This window comes from Hyunsoonleella aquatilis, from assembly GCF_014270105.1.
Classification (GTDB): domain Bacteria; phylum Bacteroidota; class Bacteroidia; order Flavobacteriales; family Flavobacteriaceae; genus Jejuia; species Jejuia aquatilis.
In genome coordinates this window covers 964823-984537 of the sequence record NZ_JACNMF010000001.1, presented here as the reverse complement: position 1 = coordinate 984537, position 19715 = coordinate 964823, and the positions used below count along the sequence as shown (strand labels likewise).

Below are 19715 nucleotides of genomic sequence, written 5' to 3'. Positions count from 1 at the left end.
CTTGAAACTTTTAAGACCCTTCTACATACAACCCCGATTTTTCTACGCCGGAATTGGTATTGTGGTGCTTTTTGCTTTGAGTTACTTTAAACCTGTGCTGTTCAATATCGCTCAGCTTTGTATTTTGGTGTTGATAGCCCTATTTCTTTTAGACATTTTGATAGTCTTTTTAGGTAAACAACGTATCGAGGGGCAACGCATTGTTCCCGATAAGTTTTCCAATGGGGATAAGAATCAAATTGAAATTATTATCAGAAATTATTATCCTTTTTTGGCGTATTTGGAAATTATTGATGAATTGCCAAAGCAATTTCAAATTAGGGATTTCAAATTAAAAGCCACCGTATCGCCTCGAAAGAAAAAAAGCATCACCTATAACGTCACACCAAAAGAGCGTGGCGAATACCATTTTGGGTTTTTGAATGTGTATGCCATGTCTGCCATCAAATTGGTGGCCAAACGGTTTATGCTGGAAAATGAAGTGATGGTGCCCACCTACCCTAGTTTTAAGCAATTGAAAAGGTTTGAGCTCCTCAACATAAACAAAAATGCGATGGATTACGGATTGAAAAAAGTCCGTCGTTTGGGGCATACTATGGAATTTGAGCAAATTAAAGATTATGTTTTGGGTGATGATTTGCGCACCATAAATTGGAAGGCCACAGCCAAGAAAAACCAATTAATGGTGAATCAATTTCAGGATGAAAAATCGCAACCGGTGTATTCCATCATTGACAAGGGTCGCATCATGAAAATGCCTTTTGACGGGCTGAGCCTCTTGGATTATGCCATCAACGCTACGTTGGTTATCAGTAATATCGTTTTGAAAAAACATGATAAGGCCGGTATGTTTTCATTTTCAAAAAAGATGAACAATATGGTAGTAGCGGAGCGACGAAGTGGACAAATGCGTTTGATTTTGGAGTCGCTTTACAATGTAAAAACGGATTTCTTTGAAAGTGATTTTAGCCGATTGTACGCCAATATTAAAAGACATATCACACACCGAAGTTTATTATTGATGTACACCAACTTTGGCACTTTGGATGCGCTAAACAGACAACTACCCTATTTAAAGGCTATTGCCAAAAGCCATTTATTGGTGGTGATTTTCTTTAAGAATACAGAATTGGACAAATTAATTAATGAGGATGCGGAAACCATTCAACAGGTTTATGATAAGGTTATTGCTGAAAAGTTCGATTTTGAAAAGCGTTTGATTGTGAACGAATTGAAGAAGTTCGGCATCTACTCCATTTTGACCACACCTGAAAACCTGACTATCGATACGATCAACAAATATTTGGAAATCAAAGCCAGAGGTCTCTTATAAAAAAAGACCCTTGGGCTTTCGCATCAAAGGTCTTTTTCTTTTTAACTAAACTAAACCAACCAAACTATTTTAACCTAGCCCTAAAAGGCATCAGTCCTAATTACTAAGCAGTAATTTTATACGACAAAATTAACTTATAATTAAGTCTATTTTCTATAAGTTTTATTGATAGTTTTTATATTTTTATAGCCTAAATTTATAATAATGACCATAACCCAATTGTACTATGTACTTGCCGTAGCGGAACATCAAAACTTTACTAAAGCAGCCGAAAAATGCTTTGTTACCCAGCCTACCTTGAGTATGCAAATTCAAAAGCTTGAAGACCAATTGGATGTTCAAATTTTTGATAGAAGTAAGAAACCGATCGAGTTGACAGAAGTTGGAAAAAAAATAGTAACCCAAGCTAGAAATATTGTTAACGAATCCTATCGGATTCAGGATATCGTGGACCAGCAAAAGGGGTTTATTGGTGGCGAATTTAAACTAGGTATCATTCCAACGATTATGCCAACCTTGCTTCCGATGTTCTTAAAAACCTTCATCAAAAAGTACCCAAAAATTAAGTTGAAAATTGAGGAGCTTACCACAGAAGAAATTATTTATCGTATCAATGAAGGACATTTGGATGCGGCTATAGCGGCAACACCTCTGGAAAACGAAAATATCAAAGAGCGTGTACTTTATTTTGAGCCATTTGTGGGTTATGTTCCCAACGGACATAAACTGTATGCTAAAACACAAATTGAAGCCAATGACCTGGAAATTGATGAATTGCTCCTTTTAGAAGACGGACACTGTTTTAGGGATGGCGTAATAAATTTGTGCAAAGCATTTAAGGACCATGTGGATGACAAATTTCAACTGGAAAGTGGCAGTATCGAAACCTTGATAAAGTTGTCCAACGAAGGTATGGGGATGACACTTCTGCCCTATCTGCATACATTGGATTTAAAAGAAAAATATAAAGAAAACTTAAGGCATTTTACTGACCCCACCCCGGCACGAGAAGTCAGTATTATTTATCATAAAAGTGAATTAAAAATGCAGATTATCGAAGCTATGCAAACCGTAATTTCTGGAATTATCAGAGGGGCGATTAAGTTTCAGGATGTGAAGATTATAAGTCCTTTGCCCAATAAATAATATAATCAAAATAAAAACCCCAATGCACTGCATCCGGGGAGTTCAAAGACTAAAAAAGCGACCTTTCGGTCGCTTTTTTTTATGGTTTTAAATAAATCATACACTGATTTAGTTCAGGGTTTTGCTGTACGAGAGACAGAATATAAATTTTAAGCTCTTCTATCTCGTAAGGCAACAAACGTTTTACTGCCTTTTGTACTTCCTTGCAAAACAATGTCGCGTCAAAACTGACTTTCTCAAGTACAGTTTTAGTGTACTCTAGCATTGCTCTTGCCATTGTGGTGTTAGGATTTAGGTTAATAATAAAAGTAGATTTTTGTTATAGGTTTTGTTTAAATATTCAACCCTAAAAATAGTCAAAAATTGCATTTCATTCTAATTTTGGCAGGATTTTAACAGAAAAAAGGCCTGAAAATGAATTCAGGCCTTCGCTATCAATCCGCTTAAAATCTATTCGCCTTACCTATTTATAAACCTACTTGTTGAAGTCAAGTTTCCTTTAGTCATTCTTATCACATACACGCCAGAGGCAATTTTTGATGTATCAATGGTGTTATGTCCTATTTTAATTTGTCCATTAACTACCAAGCCACCTAGAACATTGTAAATAACATAATCCATCTCATGTTTTGACTGGATATTTAGGATACCATTGGCCACGGGGTTGGGAAATAACTTTGGAGCATCACTATCAGCCAATTTCTGTTCTTCAACACCCAATGTGGCATTATTAATGCTTATTTCCCACAAGCCTCTACCATAAGTTGCAACAATCAATTTATCAACCGTATAATTGATTTCAATATCATTAATTATAACATTAGGTAAGCCAATTCCTAATTTAGTCCATGGCTCTGTCCCTATTTTGAAGTAAACCCCCAATTCTGTGCCCAAAAATAAGATTTCCTGACCTTGGTTTTGTTTCAACAGGACTTGCTTAGCTAGAATATTGGGTAATCCGGATGAAATGTTCGTCCAAGTGCTACCTCCATCGGTGGATTTAAACACTTTAGAACCATTTATATATCCGGTTACCGTGGCATAAACAATGTTGGCATTAGTTTGATTAAAAGAAAGGGAATTTATTTTTGCACTTGCTTCAGGTTCAATAATAGATGCCCATGAGCTTCCATCATTAGTAGATTTTCTTGCCCCATTTTGTCCAACTACAAAAAGATTATTCCCAAAAGTTTCAATGAACTCTATTTGTCCAGCGCCAGAATTAAGGTTGGACCAAGTATCCCCTTTGTTTGTAGATTTATATAGCTCTCCAAAACCGCCATATAATGTCGTTGACGTAGTTGTGTTCATTTTAAGCGTCCATACAAATGGCGCTCCCGCAGGAGTTGTAATATCCACATCCCCGTCGTAATTATTAGCAAACCCAGTATCTGTCCTAATTAAGGAACCATTTTGCCCACCTAAGTATCTTATATTTGGGTTTGTGTAATCGATAGCGGTGCAAGTACCATCGCCAGCCAATGCAGATACCCATTTTAACGAGCCGTCTTTCATTTCCAAACTATACCCGTCGTTATCTTGATTTCCCATTATTTTGTGGTTTTCGCTTTGCGGAGAAATAGCTACAGAATACAATTGGGTAATCAGTACTCCATCAGATTTATATTCAACCACTGGTTTTTCATCGCTTTTGTTTGCATAGGTGAAATAGATTAGCCCTCCATCGTTGCAGGCCCAAAAGGAGTACCCAGAATCCAAAACCCCCATTTCATGTATATCCGCATGAGCATAGGAGCCCGGTGAAGTATTGTCCTGCCAGGCGTTATTCAAAGTGGTGTACCATACACTACCGTTATCCTCGGTATTTATTCCGTCAACACCACCGCTAATAATTAACCCGTCCTTTACAGTTAATGCCTGATTGTAAGTACCCTGAGGATTATAATTGGTTGTTGGGTTGCCCAAAGCCGTCAAAGTTGGTGTCATGGCCGAAGGGTTGTAAGTAGATACCTGACCTGCTTTATTTTGGACATAAAAAACACCGTTTACATCTGAAGTAGAAGCATGCCTCGCAGAACTTACCCCCTCATTTATCAATGCCGACCAACTATTCCCGTTGTTACTGGAAAAGAATAAACCGCCCCAACTGTCGCAACAAATGATGTTATTTCCGTTTCTATGAAACTTACCTAACTGTGCGTCGTTATAAGTATGTGTATAAACATTAGTCCAAGTTGCACCGCCATCAGTGGTTTTTTTGATGAATTTATTGGTTCCCACAATTACGGTATTGGCATCAATAACAATTAAGTTAGAGGTTGATTCCTGATCTTCCAAACTAAATGACAAACCTGTAGATTGATACGTTTCGCCAAAATTAGTAGATTTTAAAACACCGATGGATTTGATATGCGCCCCGTCATAATCTCCCGTTGACACGTAGATAGTACCGGGGTTATTGATGTCGGTAGAGCTACTTCTTATATCAGTAACCCCAATGCCAGCTATGTGGTCTAGTTTTGGTGTCCAAGTTGCACCATTATCGTTAGATTTCCATATTCCGCCGTTTGGGGCAGAAATAAATAGTACGTTTTGTGAAGCATCTGTGGCGTGCTTGTACCTTAAAAAGCTAGTGAGCCTTCCCATTTGTGGGAAATTTGGGTAGCCATTAGGATCTGGTACAGTTTGCGGACCGACATTTGTCCATAATTCGCCACTTGAGGATTTTGCCATTATATGTTTAGAAGCTTCTTTTGCTCTTAATCGACCATTCATATCTAAAATTCCGGCATTGTAATAGCCCTGTAGGGTTGACGGAAAACTTCCATCTATATCCACCCTATCTTTCCAAAAATAGGCCCAACGCTCAAATTGTTTTTCAGCTTTTATGTCGGCCTTGGTGTTTTTTCCAATATTTTTCTTTGAGGCTATACTACTGCGCATAGCATTTACAACATCATAATAATTGCTTCCTGGAGTGGTAGGAGCTTTTTGATAGTCTATCGATTGGGCGTTAACGGCTGTGCAGAACAGCAAAATGGCAAGGGTAATTGTGTTTCTCATAGTTTTTACTAATTTTTCAGATTGTTACTACAAATATGGGCTAGAACCAGCTTTTTGTAGCAATTAAAAACTACGCATTAACCACACGCTACGATGAAATGCTATAAAGGGGGCATCAGAAGTGAAGGTTTTTTTATCCAAAAGTGGCAACAAGGTAATCTTTAAGGCTTATGTCCTTTTCTTTTAAATTCAATTTACTAGAAATCCGGTACCTTTTGCTTTCGATGGCCCTAGTTGAAGTATTAATAAACGCCCCAATTTCCTTGCTTTTAAAGCCCATAAACAAATAATAGCAAACAATTTTTTCAGAAGAGTTAAGTTCCGGGTGCCTGTTGGAAATCGTTTTGAAAAATTCCATGTTAAGTTCATTTATCAGGCCTAAATGATCTTCTCCTTTTTCAAGCAAAACAGAAGAATTCAAATGCACATTTCTATATAGTTCCTTAATTCGGTTTTGTTGCTCATTCAAATCCTTTATTAAGGCTATGATTTTTATGTCTTTCTTTATAGAAGAAATATAGACCTCCATCCCCTCAAACTTCGCTTTTAATTTCTCGTGGTTCAATTTTAAAAAAGTATAATCCTGTTTGTTCTCTTGATGAATCTGGTTTACACTTTTTTGTCGCCTCAGCTTAACGAAATAAGCTAGAACTAAAGCAAACGATGAAAACAGAAGGACAACAAACCATTTTAACCATGTTTTTTTTTGGCTTCGCTCCATTTGCAGTTCATTTCCCGAATGCAGGATATGATCGCCCATTTGGGCCGTAGCCAATAAAGTTTCTTTTAGCTCCTCATCTTTGAAAAGCGCCAGGGAATCTTTGTATCTATTCTTAGAAACGTGATCATTTTGTTGATCGAAATAATCGATATAGAGGCTATAATAGTTTTGTCTAGCGGAAGCATTCATATTTTCCCGCATCTTTGCCGATGCTTTGAGGTAAAATAGCGTGGAGTCGATATTTTTTTTCGAAAGATGGTGTCGCGCCCAACCTCCATATAGCACCACGGCATGGTTTTTATAGAGAGATTCTGGAATAGTGGGGTTTCCTCTTAATGCGTTGAATCGATTAAAATATTTGTAAGCGTTAACACTATCATCGGAACGGATGCTATTTAACGTAATCAAATACAATGCGTACATGTAATAGTAAGCATCGTCTGTAATTCTTTTAAATTCCTCTAAATGTTCAAATAATATGTCGTTACTGTGGCTATACTCATGTTCGTGAAAAGCTACAATAGCTGGCATTTGTAACACCTCTGCCAATCCTTTTTTGTTTTCTGCAAGCTCATAATATTTTTTTGCTTGCCGTAGGTAAGCATAAGCGCTTGTGTCCTTTTTTATGATATAGGTATTATAGAACAACTCAAGGGCCGTACCCCCTGCAACGTTGAAATTTTCCTCTATCTTGGCATATTTTAAGGCAAGTGCAAAATTTTGATAACACAATGCCTGATTGTGTTTTTTATCATAAATCCGTGCCATGGCATCATAATAACAGGAAATATGACCTTCAATGTTCTTCTCAACGGGTTTGGGAATAGAATCCAGGAAAGAAAATGCAACATCTGGATTAGCGTCCAGATGGTGATATGCTGAATCAATAAACACTGTGTAGGAGTCCAATCGCTGGTTTTGACCATCAGCTATTAAGCCTCCTATCAAGCAAATTATTAAGATTTTGAAATGGCTAAAGGGGTTCAATATTCGTTAACATTTGTTAATTATTAACAAATATAGAAATTGATTTCAAAATACAACTTCAAACAAATTAAAGTCGAATATTTTTTTTAGAACCTGTTATCACCATCCAACAAATCCCCTAAACCTCCTAAAATACTGCCTTCGCCTTTATCCTTACCGCCTCCTCTTGGAGCAGACGCCAAAACACGACCGGCCAATCTGCTAAATGGCAGGGACTGCACATAAACCGTTCCTGGTCCTTTTAGCGTAGCAAAGAATAAGCCCTCGCCACCGAATACTGTATTTTTGATACCGCCAACAAACTCAATGCCGTAATCCACTGTTTGGTCAAAGCCAACGATACAACCTGTATCTACCCTTAAAGTTTCTCCAGCCCCCAATTCTTTCATGGCCATGGTACCTCCCGCATGCACAAAGGCCATACCATCACCTTCTAGTTTTTGCATGATAAAGCCTTCGCCACCAAACAGGCCACGACCTAATTTTTTAGAGAACTCAATGCCCACACTTACCCCTTTGGCAGCGCATAAAAAGGCATCCTTTTGGCAGATGAATTTGCCGTTAAAACGCGCCAAATCAATTGGGATAATTTTTCCAGGATATGGTGAGGCAAAAGATACGTTTCGCTTTCCCGAAAGCACATTGTAAAAGGCCGTCATAAATAAGCTTTCCCCGGTAAGGATGCGTTTTCCGGCGCCCAAAATTTTACCTAAAAAGCCCGAGTCCTTTTGTGAGCCGTCACCAAAGATGGTTTCCATTTTAATACCATCGTCCATCATCATAAAGCTTCCTGCTTCGGCAATGACCCCCTCGTTGGGGTCCAGTTCTATTTCTACGTATTGCATTTCCTCGCCGTAGATGCGATAGTCTATTTCGTGTGCTGTCATTTTTTTATGTGTTTTTTGTTGATTCGTTTATTTGTTGATTTGTTTTGGACTTTGTTACAACGAAAACCAAATTCCAATATTCAATCCCGATAGCTATCGGGACTAAATTCCAAAACGTGTTAACTGAAAACTTCTGCATAAAATTTTCTCGCAAAGACGCCAAGGCGCAAAGTTCGACACTCATTCAATTTCCAAAAATTACTTTTGAACACTATGACTGCCTACTGAACACTGCCTACTATTTCACTTTCACGCTCCACTCAAAACCAAAACACGAAACCTCAACCCCTTCTTCATTTGTTCCAATGGAGGTCAATTCAATGGTTTGCCCTTCGCCAGTTTCGATGGCTTTTTGCAACACCTTATCAATCAAGTGGCCATCCTTGCAGGTAAATGTAATTCTGCCCGTGGCCTTTTTGGTGAATTGTGAATGATTGGCCGTGACCAACATGGAAATACGCTTACCGGATTCTTGGATTTTCCCAGTTACCAAAGCTCCTGTGGTTAACTCAGCGGCCATGCCTTGTACCGCCCAAAACATGGATTTGAATGGGTTTTGATTGATCCAACGGTGCTTTACGGTTACTTCACATTTATCATTGTCAATGTGTTTTACCCGCACGCCACATAGATAAGCTGAGGGCAATTTGAACATCAAAAATGTATTTAATTTACTGGGGGTGAGCTTCATATTTTAGGTATTCTTAAGTTCGGTTACACTGTCCAAGCTATGTCACACCCAACTTGTTTCAGTGTCTCATCTACTTAGATTCTGAAACAAGTTCAGAATGACAAATATTTGGTTTTTAATGAGTTTTATACAATAAAATTTCTACTAAGTTATGAAAATAATAGCCTTTGCTAAATGTTAATTTTTTGTTAATTTTTAGTACTATGCGTAACAAAGTACCTGCTTTTAGACATATATTTGTATAAGAAACTATTATATGTTTTATTTCAATCAAAAAAATCATGTTAGATAACCATCAAAAAAACATTGCGACTTTTATCCATTTGTCCACTTTTAGTCGGTTTTTTATTCCGTTTGGAAATTTTATTGGGCCTTTAATTTTATGGTCCGCCAATAAGGAGAAATCTGCGTTTGTGGACGAACATGGCAAACAGGCCCTTAATTTTCAGATTAGTATTTTTCTGTACGCTCTAATCCTGGGGACTTTAACGGTGCCCTTTTTCATCTTCAAATTAATTGGAAGTTTTGATTTTATAGATTTTCATAGTTTCCATGATTTTCATATTTCATTGGATAAGCCATCGCCCTTACTTTATATTGGAGGCGGATTGGGGGTTTTGGCCATCATTGCTTTTATTGTGGAGTTGGCTTTGATCGTCGTGGCGAGTTTGAAAGCACGTGATGGGGAATTGTACAGGTATCCTTTTACTATTAATTTTTTGAAATAACAGTTTAACACACCCCTGACTCCCCTCTTTTTAGAGGGGACACTCAAAACCTTAAAAATAACGAAAATGACAAGTATATATAAAAATTTAAATCAACGGACGGCACCGCGTTAGGGATTGAAGCGGCAACTTTTGGCGAGGCGCGCATCGAGCCAAAACTATTAGCGAAAAGCCCGACCCTTGTGGTAACGCCCAATTTCTCGATACATCACGCCAAAGCGTGACACTCGAAATGACAAAAAAATCATCAATCAAATCAATCAAAAAATGAACAGTTTTAAAACATTAAACGAATGACACTATGAAGATAGAAAACACAAAAGCACAAATGCGTAAAGGGGTTTTGGAGTTCTGCATCCTATCGGTTCTAAAGGATGACGATGCATATGTAGCAGAAATCCTGGGCACCTTGAAGGACGCAAAGTTGCTGGTGGTTGAGGGTACGATTTACCCTTTGCTGACACGACTTAAGAATGCTGGCCTTTTAAATTACAGATGGGAAGAATCGACCTCTGGACCACCTCGGAAATATTACGGTTTGACCGAAACGGGGAAATTATTTTTAAAGGAATTAGACGTTACCTGGAATGAATTGCGTAACGCGGTAAACATTGTAACAAGCCAAAAAACAACAAAAAAATGAATAAAACAGTCAACATAAATTTAGCAGGTATATTTTTTCATATTGATGAGGATGCGTACTTAAAATTACAGCGCTATCTGGAGGCTATAAAACGTTCATTTACGGACTCACAGGGTCGATCTGAAATTATAGCCGATATTGAGGCACGCGTTGCCGAACTCTTTACCGAGCGCGTTCAAAACGAAAAACAAGTGATTAGAATTAAGGAAGTGGACGAGGTGATTGCCATTATGGGGCAACCCGAAGACTACCTTGTGGACGACGAGATTTTTGAGGATGGGCCACAGGCTACATCTCATTCCCATAGGCCTTCAAGAAAGTTATTCAGGGATACGGACAACTCTTATATTGGCGGCGTATCTTCGGGATTGGCGCACTACTTTGGTATTGACGCCATTTGGATTCGCTTAGCTTGGATACTTTTGGTTGCTGGTGCAGGAACTGGGGTTTTACTTTACATTCTACTTTGGATTTTAGTGCCCGAAGCTAAGACCACTGCCGAAAAAATAATGATGACGGGTGAGCCTGTCAACATTAGTAACATTGAAAAAAAAATCAAGGACGGGTTTGATTCCGTATCTGAAACGGTTGGCGACGTGGCCAAAAATGTATCGGATTCGGTATCCAATGCGGCTAAAAAGGTAGATGTAAAAAAGGGCGCAAATAACATTAAATCCACCTCAAGAGGTTTTTTTGAAGCACTGGGGGACGTAATTATGTTCCTCTTTAAAGTGTTTGCCAAATTTATTGGGGTATTACTTATTTTTATTGGAGCTACCACCTTGATAGCGCTAATTGTCGCTTTTCTTTCAGTTGGCTTATCAGAAGCTGTACACATTCCTGGCTTTGACATTGTGGATGCGGCCAATGCGGCGAACACCCCTGTGTGGATGGTGTCGTTGTTGTTATTTTTTGCCTTTGGGATTCCATTCTTTTTCTTGTTTTACTTGGGATTGAAAATCTTGATAAACAACTTGAAATCCATAGGGAACATTGCAAAATTCTCTCTATTAGGGCTTTGGCTGATGGCCGTTATCGGATTGGTAGTTGTTGGTGTAAAACAGGCTAGTGAGCATGCTTTTGATGCGAACATTACCCAAAAGGAGCAATTGAATATCACGGTCAAGGATACGATTTCGGTGAGAATGGTGGGCAACGACCGCTATAATAATTCGAATTCTGATTATCTACACAGGAATCCACATTCGTTTAAATTGGTGTATGATGATAACGACGAAAAGATGATTTATGCTTCGGATGTTCGCCTTATTGTGAGGTCCACAAAGGATTCCTTGGCTTCCTTGAGCATTGAAAAAAATGCCGAAGGCAGTGAGTACAAAATTGCGAAAGAACGCGCCGAACAAATCAATTATAACTATGCGCTGGTTGGCAACGAACTTCAATTGGATGCCTTTTTAACGACCGATTTCAAAAACAAGTTTAGAGACCAAGAAGTGGAACTGATTCTGTATTTGCCCGAAGGTTCAACTTTGTATGCCGACAACAATACGTATTCCTTCCACAGGAATTCGCCTCATTACAATGATATTCTGGACAATGGTATGGAAGGGCATTATCTAAGGGTTATGCAGAATTCCGTGAAATGTCTGGACTGTGACGAAGGTGATTTTAATATAAATGTGAAAACCGAAGGCGTTAAAATTGACGGGGACGGTATCGAAATAAAGGATGAGGATAACAGCGTAAAAATAAACCGTGAAGGCATTAAAGTAGATGCCGAAGACGTTAAAGTAAATATAGGCTCAGACGGCATTAATATTGAATCGGATTAACAATTCATCCTTTCTAATTTACAATTCAGTCACCTTAATTATAAATCAAATTTAAGTCAAAGCATATTTGCAACATATTCATCAATCAAAAAACGAACAATCATGACAACACTAATCAAAATCATTATCGCATCTGTATTAAGCCTTAGCTTATTTTCATGCAATTTCGACATCAACCTCAACCCCGGAGTCACCGGTAACGGCAACGTGGTTACAGAAACCAGAAACGTTACAGAATCCTTCAACAGCATTAAAGCCACTGAAGGTCTAGACGTGTATATTACTCAAGGCAACAGTGAAAAAATCATTATTGAGGCCGATGAAAATGTCATGGGTCTTATTGAAACTGAAATAAAAAATGGGGTTTTAAAGATTCATACTTCTGAAAATATTGGCAGAGCCACTAAAAAGGTTAACGTGCACTTTAAGGATATCACCAGCCTTATCAGCACGAGTGGCAGTGACTTGTACTCCACTAACACCGTTACTGCGGAAACCCTAAGTTTACGCTCCACTAGCGGCAGCGATATGAAAGTAAGCGTGAACGCACAAGTATTAAATTGTGAATCGACCAGCGGAAGCAATCAAAAAATTTCCGGAAAGACCGTGAAACTGACTGCTACAGCAACTAGCGGTAGCGACATAAAGGCGGGGGACTTAATTGCAGAATCCTCCAACGTAAAGGCTACGAGCGGCGCAGGTATCACAGTGAACACTTCCAGAGAATTAATTGCCAATGCCAACAGCGGCGGCGACATTCGATATTATGGTAACCCAACGAAAGTGGATGCCAAGAAAAATTCAGCTGGAAGTATCCGAAAAAAATAACAACTAGCAACCATTAATTGAAAAGAATTCCTCGACGCTCTGCGTCGGGGTTTCCTATGAAATTGTCATTCCCGTGCAAACGGGAATCTAAATAACAAAATTTCGATTTTGAGCTCTGAAATGTGAAAAAAAAATATTCTGACAACTCCACCACAGGAATAGTTCGGTTCAAGAAATTTTTTATTGTCGAAAACCACTTCAAATACAATTGTTTGGGGTGGTTTTTGTATATCTTTGAATGTGACGCTTTTTCCTTTTGCGTGTCCTAATATTGTGTTTAACCAACCTGTTAATTATTAATCCAACATTAAAAATGAAAAAATCATACTATACGCTCATTTTTACTTTATTCTCCGTTGTTATTTTCCATGCCCAAAGCCTTGAAAAAATAAAGGGCAATCGCATTTTAAGTACTGTAAACACAGAAATTGATGCTTTTCATACTATTGCTTTAGATGAAGATTTTGAAATTGATATCATATACAATCGAACACCATCGGTTGAGGTTGAAGCTGATGAAAACTTGCACGAAGTCATTCAATTCAACGTAAAAAATGGTGTGCTTTCGTTTGATAAGCTAAAGCGCATCACTTCTAAAAAAAAGCTGAATATTACTGTTAGGTATGACGAAACCCTCACGCATATTGAAACTACCGATAATTCCGAAATTAACGGACTGACACCCCTTGAACTATTGAACGGCACGTTGAATACCAAAGGCGATTCAAAAGTAGCACTGACCATCAAAACAGATAATTTTAACTTTGAAAGTGCCGGCAAAGCAAAAGCGAAGTTAAACCTTACTGCTGATACCTGCATTGTTAGCATGCGAGGCACGGGAAAGCTTGAAGCCTTAATCAACGCCCCAAAAGTTACCGCCCTGCTTTTGGAGAGGACCAGTGCCGAGATTGAAGGAAACTGCGATTCTGCGGAACTGGAGCTAGACAACAATGCCCAATTTCAGGGAAAAAATTTCACAATAAATTCTTGTAAAGTGGCTTGCAATATTTCGAGCGAAGCTTACTTGGAGGTGGTTAAGGACATCACTATTGATGCCACCGGGACAAGTTCCATCTACTTATATCAAAATCCTAAAATAACCATTAATAGCATGACGGATACCACTAAACTTCAGAAAAAGGTGAAGTAAAAAAGCATGCCACTTAAATTACTCTATTTAAAAGTAAAAAAAAACCATTCATAAAATGAATGGTTTTTTTTACTTAGTCGGGATGACAGGATTTGAACCTGCGACCACACGGCCCCCAGCCGTGTACGCTAACCGGACTGCGCCACATCCCGAATTAATTTTCATCAAGGTACCTTTGTATACCTCTCTTTTTTACTTTTCTTTCCAATCGCACAGCCTCCGAACGCGAACTGCAATGATATACTTTTATTAAAACCCAAGGCATGCCCTTGGTTGTGTATTTTTTACCTCCGCTATTATGCGTATCCAAACGTTTCTCTACATCGTTTGTATGCCCACAGTAATAGCGATTCAGCTTCTCACTAAAAAGGATATAAACCGCATAATCCATTCTAAAATTGTTTAGAAAGCGACCATTACGCCCTGGCGTAATACGCTAACCGGACTGCGCCACATCCCGATTTTAAAAATAGTTTTCAAAGAAAACATATTTTTAAATAATAACAAAAGCCAAAGCAATTAAAACTTTGGCCTTTGTTAATTATATTAATGCCTTAATTATAAGTGGAAGTAGAAACTTCAAAGGTAGTATCTTTGGCGGCCAAGTATCGCTCGGCATCTAGAGCGGCCATACAGCCAGTTCCTGCGGCTGTTACAGCTTGACGGTAAACATGGTCTGCCGCATCACCAGATACAAAAACCCCTTCTACATTGGTTTTTGATGTACCCGGAACGTTGATAATATATCCCGTTTCGTCCAAATCCAGATAATCCTTGAATATATCAGTGTTTGGTTTGTGCCCAATCGCCACGAAAAATCCAGTAGCCGGAATTTCAAATTTTTCATCAGTCTTGTTATTAAATACTCGAACACCTGTTACGACTTGTCCGTCACCTAAAACCTCATCCGTTTCTGTATTGAACAAAATCTCAATGTTTTCGGTATTTCTAACGCGTGCTTCCATAATTTTCGAAGCCCTAAACTCATCACGTCTTACCAACATAGTTACTTTTTTACAAAGCTTAGATAAATAATGCGCTTCCTCACAGGCTGAATCCCCAGCACCAACAATCACTACTTCCTGATTTCTATAAAAGAATCCATCACATACCGCACATGCAGAAACGCCACCTCCAAGCTTTAAATATTTTTGTTCTGACTCCAAACCTAAATATTTTGCTGAAGCTCCTGTTGAGATAATGATGGTATCGGCATGAATTTCCTTGGTGTCGTTCACCCAAGCTTTATGGATGTCTCCTGAAAAATCAACTTTGGTCACCCAGCCATCTCTTACGTCAGTCTCAAAACGTTGCGCCTGAGCCTGTAATTGCAACATCATTTCCGGCCCCGTAATTCCATCGGGGTATCCAGGAAAATTCTCCACATCATTGGTCGTAGTCAACTGCCCGCCGGGTTGCGTTCCTTGGTATAATACAGGTTTCATATTGGCCCGCGCCGCATAAATAGCCGCGGTATAACCTGCAGGACCCGATCCTATAATCAAACATTTTACTCTTTCTATATCTTCTGCCATAATCTTATCAATTTAGTAGAACAAAAGTAGAATTTTTGGCGCAAACCTTACATGGAAGTTATTAACACAAATAATAGCTCAATAATATTTTTTTATACCTGTTTTCTTTTTTGTAACTTGTTGATTACAAACTAAACTTTATCATCATGAATAAATATCTATATTTTATTGCAGCTGTTCTAGTATTTACTAGTTGCAACAATTCAGACAAGCAAACTAATCTGGAAACAACAGAACAAGAAGCAAATAAGGAATACACACTAGAGGGAGTTTGGGAAATAGATAGTTATGTAAATTATGGGGGAGAAACTTTTGACACCATCAGACCCTCTAGCAAATTAAAACAAAGAAAAATGTTTTCTAAAAGCAAGGTCATGTGGAGCAAACTACGAGCTTGGGATTCTCTAGATTGGTTTGGAGTAGGAGATTATACCTATAAAGATGGTATTTTAACTGAAACATTAGATTATGGTTCTAAACCTGTAAATGAGCAATTAAAAACACGTAATGAGTGGATCTTTAAGATTAATATTACAGAAGATAGATATTCTCAAATTATAGTAGATAGTTTAGGAGACTACGTTTATGCTGAAAACTATATTAGAGTTGATTAATTGTTTAAACCAAACAGATCAACAACACTTTCAATGGTTTAGTTTCTTATAAATTCTAAAACCTTTTGGTTTCTGGCAAAGTAGATTATTAAAATGATGCTTTTTGCACCTATTTTAATTGACTTCTGGTTAAACAGAAATCTGTAAACTCGGAATTCAAAACAACAAGCATAGCCAAATTCGAATAAATTTAGAAGGACACCCTCTTTTTTCAGAAAACTAAAATAATAATGTAATCTTCTAACTCCATGCTTAATTTCAAATAGTATCTTTATGAACAAAATTTGATTCATGAAAATAGTAGTACTAGACGGATATACTTTAAATCCGGGTGATTTAAACTGGGATGGCATAGCTCAATTTGGAGATATCAATGTTTTTGACAGAACCCTTTATAATGATGATGCCATTATTGAAAATATTGGTGATGCCGAAATCATTTTCACCAACAAAACCCCTTTGAACTCGAATATTCTCTCACAAGCACCGTCGATAAAATATATCGGTGTTTTAGCTACTGGATATAATATAGTTGATATTGCCACTGCACGAAAATCAGGAATAACCGTCACCAATGTTCCAGACTACAGCTCTTCAGCTGTAGCACAATTTACAATGGCTTTGACTTTAGAATTATGTCATCGTATTGGCGACCATAATGCCTCGGTTAAAAATGGGGATTGGGTCAAAAGCCGGGATTTCTCTTATTGGAATTATCCTTTGATAGAATTGTCGGGAAAAACACTGGGTTTAATTGGTTTTGGCAAAATAGCGAAGGCAACAGCTAAATTGGCTCAGGCTTTTGGGATGAAAATTTTAGTTTACAATCGTACAATTTATAGCGAATATGAAAATGAAAGCTTGGAATTTGTTTCGCTTAACGAATTATTGCAGGACTCCGATTTTGTGAGTTTGCATAGTCCTTTAACAACTGAAACAAAAGGCATTATCAAGAGGGAAACAATATCTAAAATGAAACATAGTGCCTTTTTAATCAACACCGCCCGAGGCCCTTTAGTGGTTGAAAAGGATTTGGCCGACGCACTAAACAACGGCACACTTGCTGGCGCTGCCCTTGATGTGATTTCGGAAGAACCCATGAAAAAAGACAATCCTTTATTGCAGACTGAAAATTGTATTATCACGCCACACATTGCCTGGGCGTCAAAAGAAGCCAGACAGCGATTAATGATGACGACAGTTGAAAACCTAAAGTCTTACCTAAATGGGAAACCTCAAAATGTGGTGAATTAATGCGCTATTTTGCATTAGGAATCATCCTTAACCTAACGGGTTTATTCTTATTTTTAGTTAATTTGCCTTTGTGAATCCCTTACTCAGAGTCCTCTTAATACATGTATTTCTTTGTCTTTCCTATGGTACATTTGCGCAGGTTGAAGGCAAGGTTGTGGACGCTTCAGACAGTACGCCACTAAAAGACGTAAAAATCACTTTTATTAAAACGGGAACGTCCGTTTTAACCGATTCTGAAGGTCGGTTTAAAATAGCCGAAACAGGTATTTATTTAATTGGAAAACAAGGCTACAACTCGCTTCAATTTACCCTTATCCACAACTCGTTGACAATAATTAAGCTAAGCAAGTATCTTTCTTTGCTAAATGAAGTAATCGTCAATGCGCATCAAATCCCGACGGCATTTATGGAATCCACTAATGCGATCCACCTTATTAGCCCCAAAGACATCGAGCAGTCCAACCATACCGATTTTGCACCCATCCTAAACCGAACGCCGGGAGTATTTATGCAAAATGGTGCGCTGAATACCAATAGAATTACTGTACGTGGCGTAGGCTCACGAACACCTTTTGGGACATCTAAAATTAGAGCGTACTTCAATGACATTCCATTAACAAATGGCAGTGGGGAAACTACAATAGAAGATTTCGAACTAGCCTCATTGTCCAAAATAGAAATTACCAAAGGTGCCACATCCAGTAGTTATGGCGCAGGACTTGGAGGAGTAATCCACTTGAAATCCGACACATCATATTTAAATGAATCACAAATAAATCCCGAACTTCAAATAGGCTCTTTCGGCCTCCAAAAAGGAATACTGAATGTAGACCTAATTACTAAGACCAATAGTTTTAAAGCCGTTTATAGCAATACCGCCAGTGATGGTTTTAGGGAAAATAACAATTACAACCGACAAACCCTTACCCTAAGCACAAACCATCAGCTCAATGCCAACAACAAGCTCATGGTCTTTGGAAGCTACGTCTCTCTTAAGGCTTTTATCCCCAGCTCATTAAACCAAAATGATTTTGAGAACCAGCCTCATAAGGCCGCATTTACTTGGAAAAGCGCAAAAGGCTTTGAGGACGCAAAACGTGGTGTTTTTGGCTTGACTTGGAAGCATAACCTCAGCTCAAAACTCAGGTATATCACCAGCGTATTTACCTCGTTTAGGGAGGCATTTGAACCTCGCCCCTTTAATATTTTAGAAGAAAATACCGTCGCTTTCGGATTCAGGACAAGATTAATGGGTGATGCCAATCTGGGGATAAAACCCTTTTCTTGGACCATAGGAGGAGAATATTTTAAGGATAATTATAGCCACAAAACATTCGATAATTTATACCAAGATTTTCCACCCGAGACCGGAAGTGTTCAAGGCGACAAACTTTCGGATTTCAAAGAAAACAGAGGCTATTTCAATGCTTTCGCCGAGGCCAATATTGACCTAACACAACATTTAATTGTTTCCATGGGATTAAATCTAAATCGAACAGGCTATGACTTAGAGGATCGCTTTCCTGTTTCAAATGACAATCCGGACCAATCCGGAAATTTTAATTTCAATACTATCCTTTCACCAACTTTAGGCATATCCCAGAGGGTGAGCAAAAATGTGAGCGTATTTTCAAATATTGGTCATGGTTTTTCGCCTTTATCCCTTGACGAAACATTGCTCCCTGACGGCCAGATAAACACAAATCTGAAACCCGAAACGGGATGGAATTTCGAAGTTGGTACAAGAGGCGAAATTTTTAACCATAGACTTCAATTTAATCTTTCGGCCTATCGCATGAACATTAAAAATCTTTTAGTAGCCCGCCGGACAGCAGAAGATCAGTTTATCGGCATTAACGCGGGAAAAACGCAACATGACGGCTTAGAGGCCACCTTAAATTACAAATTGCTCCAACACCCAAAATATCGCATTAACCTGTTTACAAGCTATTCTTTAAATCGATATGTTTTTAAAACATTTGTTGATGATGACAAAAATTTTTCTGGCAACGATTTAACAGGCGTGCCCAAGCATGTCTTTAACGCCGTTATTGAGGCAAGCACCGATTGGGGCTTTTATGGCAATATAAATTATATCGGCGTCGGCAAAATGCCAATTACCGACAGTAACAACCTATACTCTGAAGGCTATGGGCTGGTAAACCTTAAAATAGGGTGGGCTAAAACCCTTAATAAAAGCTTAAAAATCAATGTTTTCAGTGGAATAAACAATATCTTCGACATACCTTATGCATCCCAAATTTTGATTAATGCTCCGAGTTTTGGAAATAACCTCCCGAGATATTACTATCCTGGAAATCCTGTAAATCATTTTTCAGGAATAAATTTTAGTTATATCTTTTAGACATATTAATTACATC

Annotated in this window: 17 protein-coding genes and 1 tRNA gene; 10 read left to right on the top strand and 8 right to left on the bottom strand. The window is 38.3% G+C overall.

Annotated features, from left to right (window positions below):
• Position 1: 1 nt before the first annotated feature.
• A complete protein-coding gene (locus tag H7U19_RS04295) occupies positions 2-1333 on the top strand; it encodes a DUF58 domain-containing protein (RefSeq protein ID WP_186559268.1) in 1332 nt (443 codons plus the stop codon).
• 204 nt (positions 1334-1537) lie between these two features.
• Positions 1538-2479 (top strand): LysR substrate-binding domain-containing protein, encoded by a 942-nt coding sequence (locus H7U19_RS04290; RefSeq protein ID WP_186559266.1) that lies wholly within the window; start codon positions 1538-1540, stop codon positions 2477-2479.
• A 79-nt stretch (positions 2480-2558) separates the two neighbouring features.
• On the opposite strand, the gene H7U19_RS04285 is transcribed toward H7U19_RS04290, so the two are convergent.
• The 5 genes from H7U19_RS04285 to H7U19_RS04265 all read right to left on the bottom strand — a co-directional run bounded on the left by H7U19_RS04285 (position 2559) and on the right by H7U19_RS04265 (position 8789).
• Positions 2559-2756, bottom strand: a complete 198-nt coding sequence (locus H7U19_RS04285; RefSeq protein WP_186559264.1) for a hypothetical protein — start codon at positions 2754-2756, stop codon at positions 2559-2561.
• 182 nt (positions 2757-2938) lie between these two features.
• Complete coding sequence (locus tag H7U19_RS04280) at positions 2939-5503, bottom strand: T9SS type A sorting domain-containing protein (RefSeq protein ID WP_186559262.1); 2565 nt, start codon at positions 5501-5503, stop codon at positions 2939-2941.
• A 133-nt stretch (positions 5504-5636) separates the two neighbouring features.
• Positions 5637-7172 carry a helix-turn-helix transcriptional regulator gene (locus H7U19_RS04275; RefSeq protein ID WP_186559254.1) on the bottom strand — a complete coding sequence of 512 codons (1536 nt, stop codon included), beginning with the start codon at positions 7170-7172 and terminating at the stop codon, positions 5637-5639.
• A gap of 125 nt (positions 7173-7297) precedes the next feature.
• Positions 7298-8098: a TIGR00266 family protein gene (locus H7U19_RS04270; protein WP_186559245.1), complete on the bottom strand. Its 801-nt coding sequence runs from the start codon at positions 8096-8098 to the stop codon at positions 7298-7300.
• 238 nt (positions 8099-8336) lie between these two features.
• Positions 8337-8789: a DUF4442 domain-containing protein gene (locus H7U19_RS04265; RefSeq protein WP_186559243.1), complete on the bottom strand. Its 453-nt coding sequence runs from the start codon at positions 8787-8789 to the stop codon at positions 8337-8339.
• A gap of 281 nt (positions 8790-9070) precedes the next feature.
• Here H7U19_RS04265 and H7U19_RS04260 point away from each other — a divergent pair, with 281 nt between their 5' ends.
• The 5 genes from H7U19_RS04260 (at position 9071) to H7U19_RS04240 (ending at position 13931) form a co-directional block, all read left to right on the top strand.
• On the top strand, positions 9071-9517 hold the full coding sequence (locus H7U19_RS04260; protein WP_186559241.1) for a DUF4870 domain-containing protein: 447 nt from the start codon (positions 9071-9073) through the stop codon (positions 9515-9517).
• A gap of 301 nt (positions 9518-9818) precedes the next feature.
• The gene (locus H7U19_RS04255) at positions 9819-10160 is read left to right on the top strand and encodes a PadR family transcriptional regulator (RefSeq protein ID WP_186559239.1); all 342 of its coding nucleotides are present in this window, start codon (positions 9819-9821) and stop codon (positions 10158-10160) included.
• A complete protein-coding gene (locus tag H7U19_RS04250; protein WP_186559237.1) occupies positions 10157-11953 on the top strand; it encodes a PspC domain-containing protein in 1797 nt (598 codons plus the stop codon). The genes H7U19_RS04255 and H7U19_RS04250 overlap by 4 nt, the downstream gene beginning before the upstream one ends.
• Before the next feature lie 102 nt (positions 11954-12055).
• Complete coding sequence (locus tag H7U19_RS04245; RefSeq protein WP_186559235.1) at positions 12056-12781, top strand: head GIN domain-containing protein; 726 nt, start codon at positions 12056-12058, stop codon at positions 12779-12781.
• A 313-nt stretch (positions 12782-13094) separates the two neighbouring features.
• Entirely contained in the window at positions 13095-13931 is an 837-nt protein-coding gene (locus tag H7U19_RS04240) for a GIN domain-containing protein (RefSeq protein ID WP_186559233.1), read from the top strand.
• Between the two features lie 77 nt (positions 13932-14008).
• On the opposite strand, the gene H7U19_RS04235 is transcribed toward H7U19_RS04240, so the two are convergent.
• The 3 genes from H7U19_RS04235 to trxB form a co-directional block, all read right to left on the bottom strand.
• A tRNA-Pro gene (locus H7U19_RS04235) sits at positions 14009-14083 on the bottom strand.
• Positions 14084-14085: 2 nt separating this feature from the next.
• On the bottom strand, positions 14086-14322 hold the full coding sequence (locus H7U19_RS04230) for a GIY-YIG nuclease family protein (protein WP_186559224.1): 237 nt from the start codon (positions 14320-14322) through the stop codon (positions 14086-14088).
• Between the two features lie 163 nt (positions 14323-14485).
• The gene (gene trxB, locus H7U19_RS04225; protein ID WP_186559222.1) at positions 14486-15466 is read right to left on the bottom strand and encodes a thioredoxin-disulfide reductase; all 981 of its coding nucleotides are present in this window, start codon (positions 15464-15466) and stop codon (positions 14486-14488) included.
• Between the two features lie 146 nt (positions 15467-15612).
• On the opposite strand from trxB, the gene H7U19_RS04220 reads away from it, so the two are divergent.
• From H7U19_RS04220 to H7U19_RS04210, 3 genes are all read left to right on the top strand, one after another.
• Complete coding sequence (locus H7U19_RS04220; protein ID WP_186559220.1) at positions 15613-16080, top strand: hypothetical protein; 468 nt, start codon at positions 15613-15615, stop codon at positions 16078-16080.
• Between the two features lie 291 nt (positions 16081-16371).
• Positions 16372-17334, top strand: coding sequence for a D-2-hydroxyacid dehydrogenase (locus H7U19_RS04215; RefSeq protein WP_186559218.1), 963 nt, complete (start codon positions 16372-16374; stop codon positions 17332-17334).
• Between the two features lie 70 nt (positions 17335-17404).
• A complete protein-coding gene (locus H7U19_RS04210; RefSeq protein ID WP_186559216.1) occupies positions 17405-19699 on the top strand; it encodes a TonB-dependent receptor domain-containing protein in 2295 nt (764 codons plus the stop codon).
• Positions 19700-19715 lie beyond the last annotated feature (16 nt).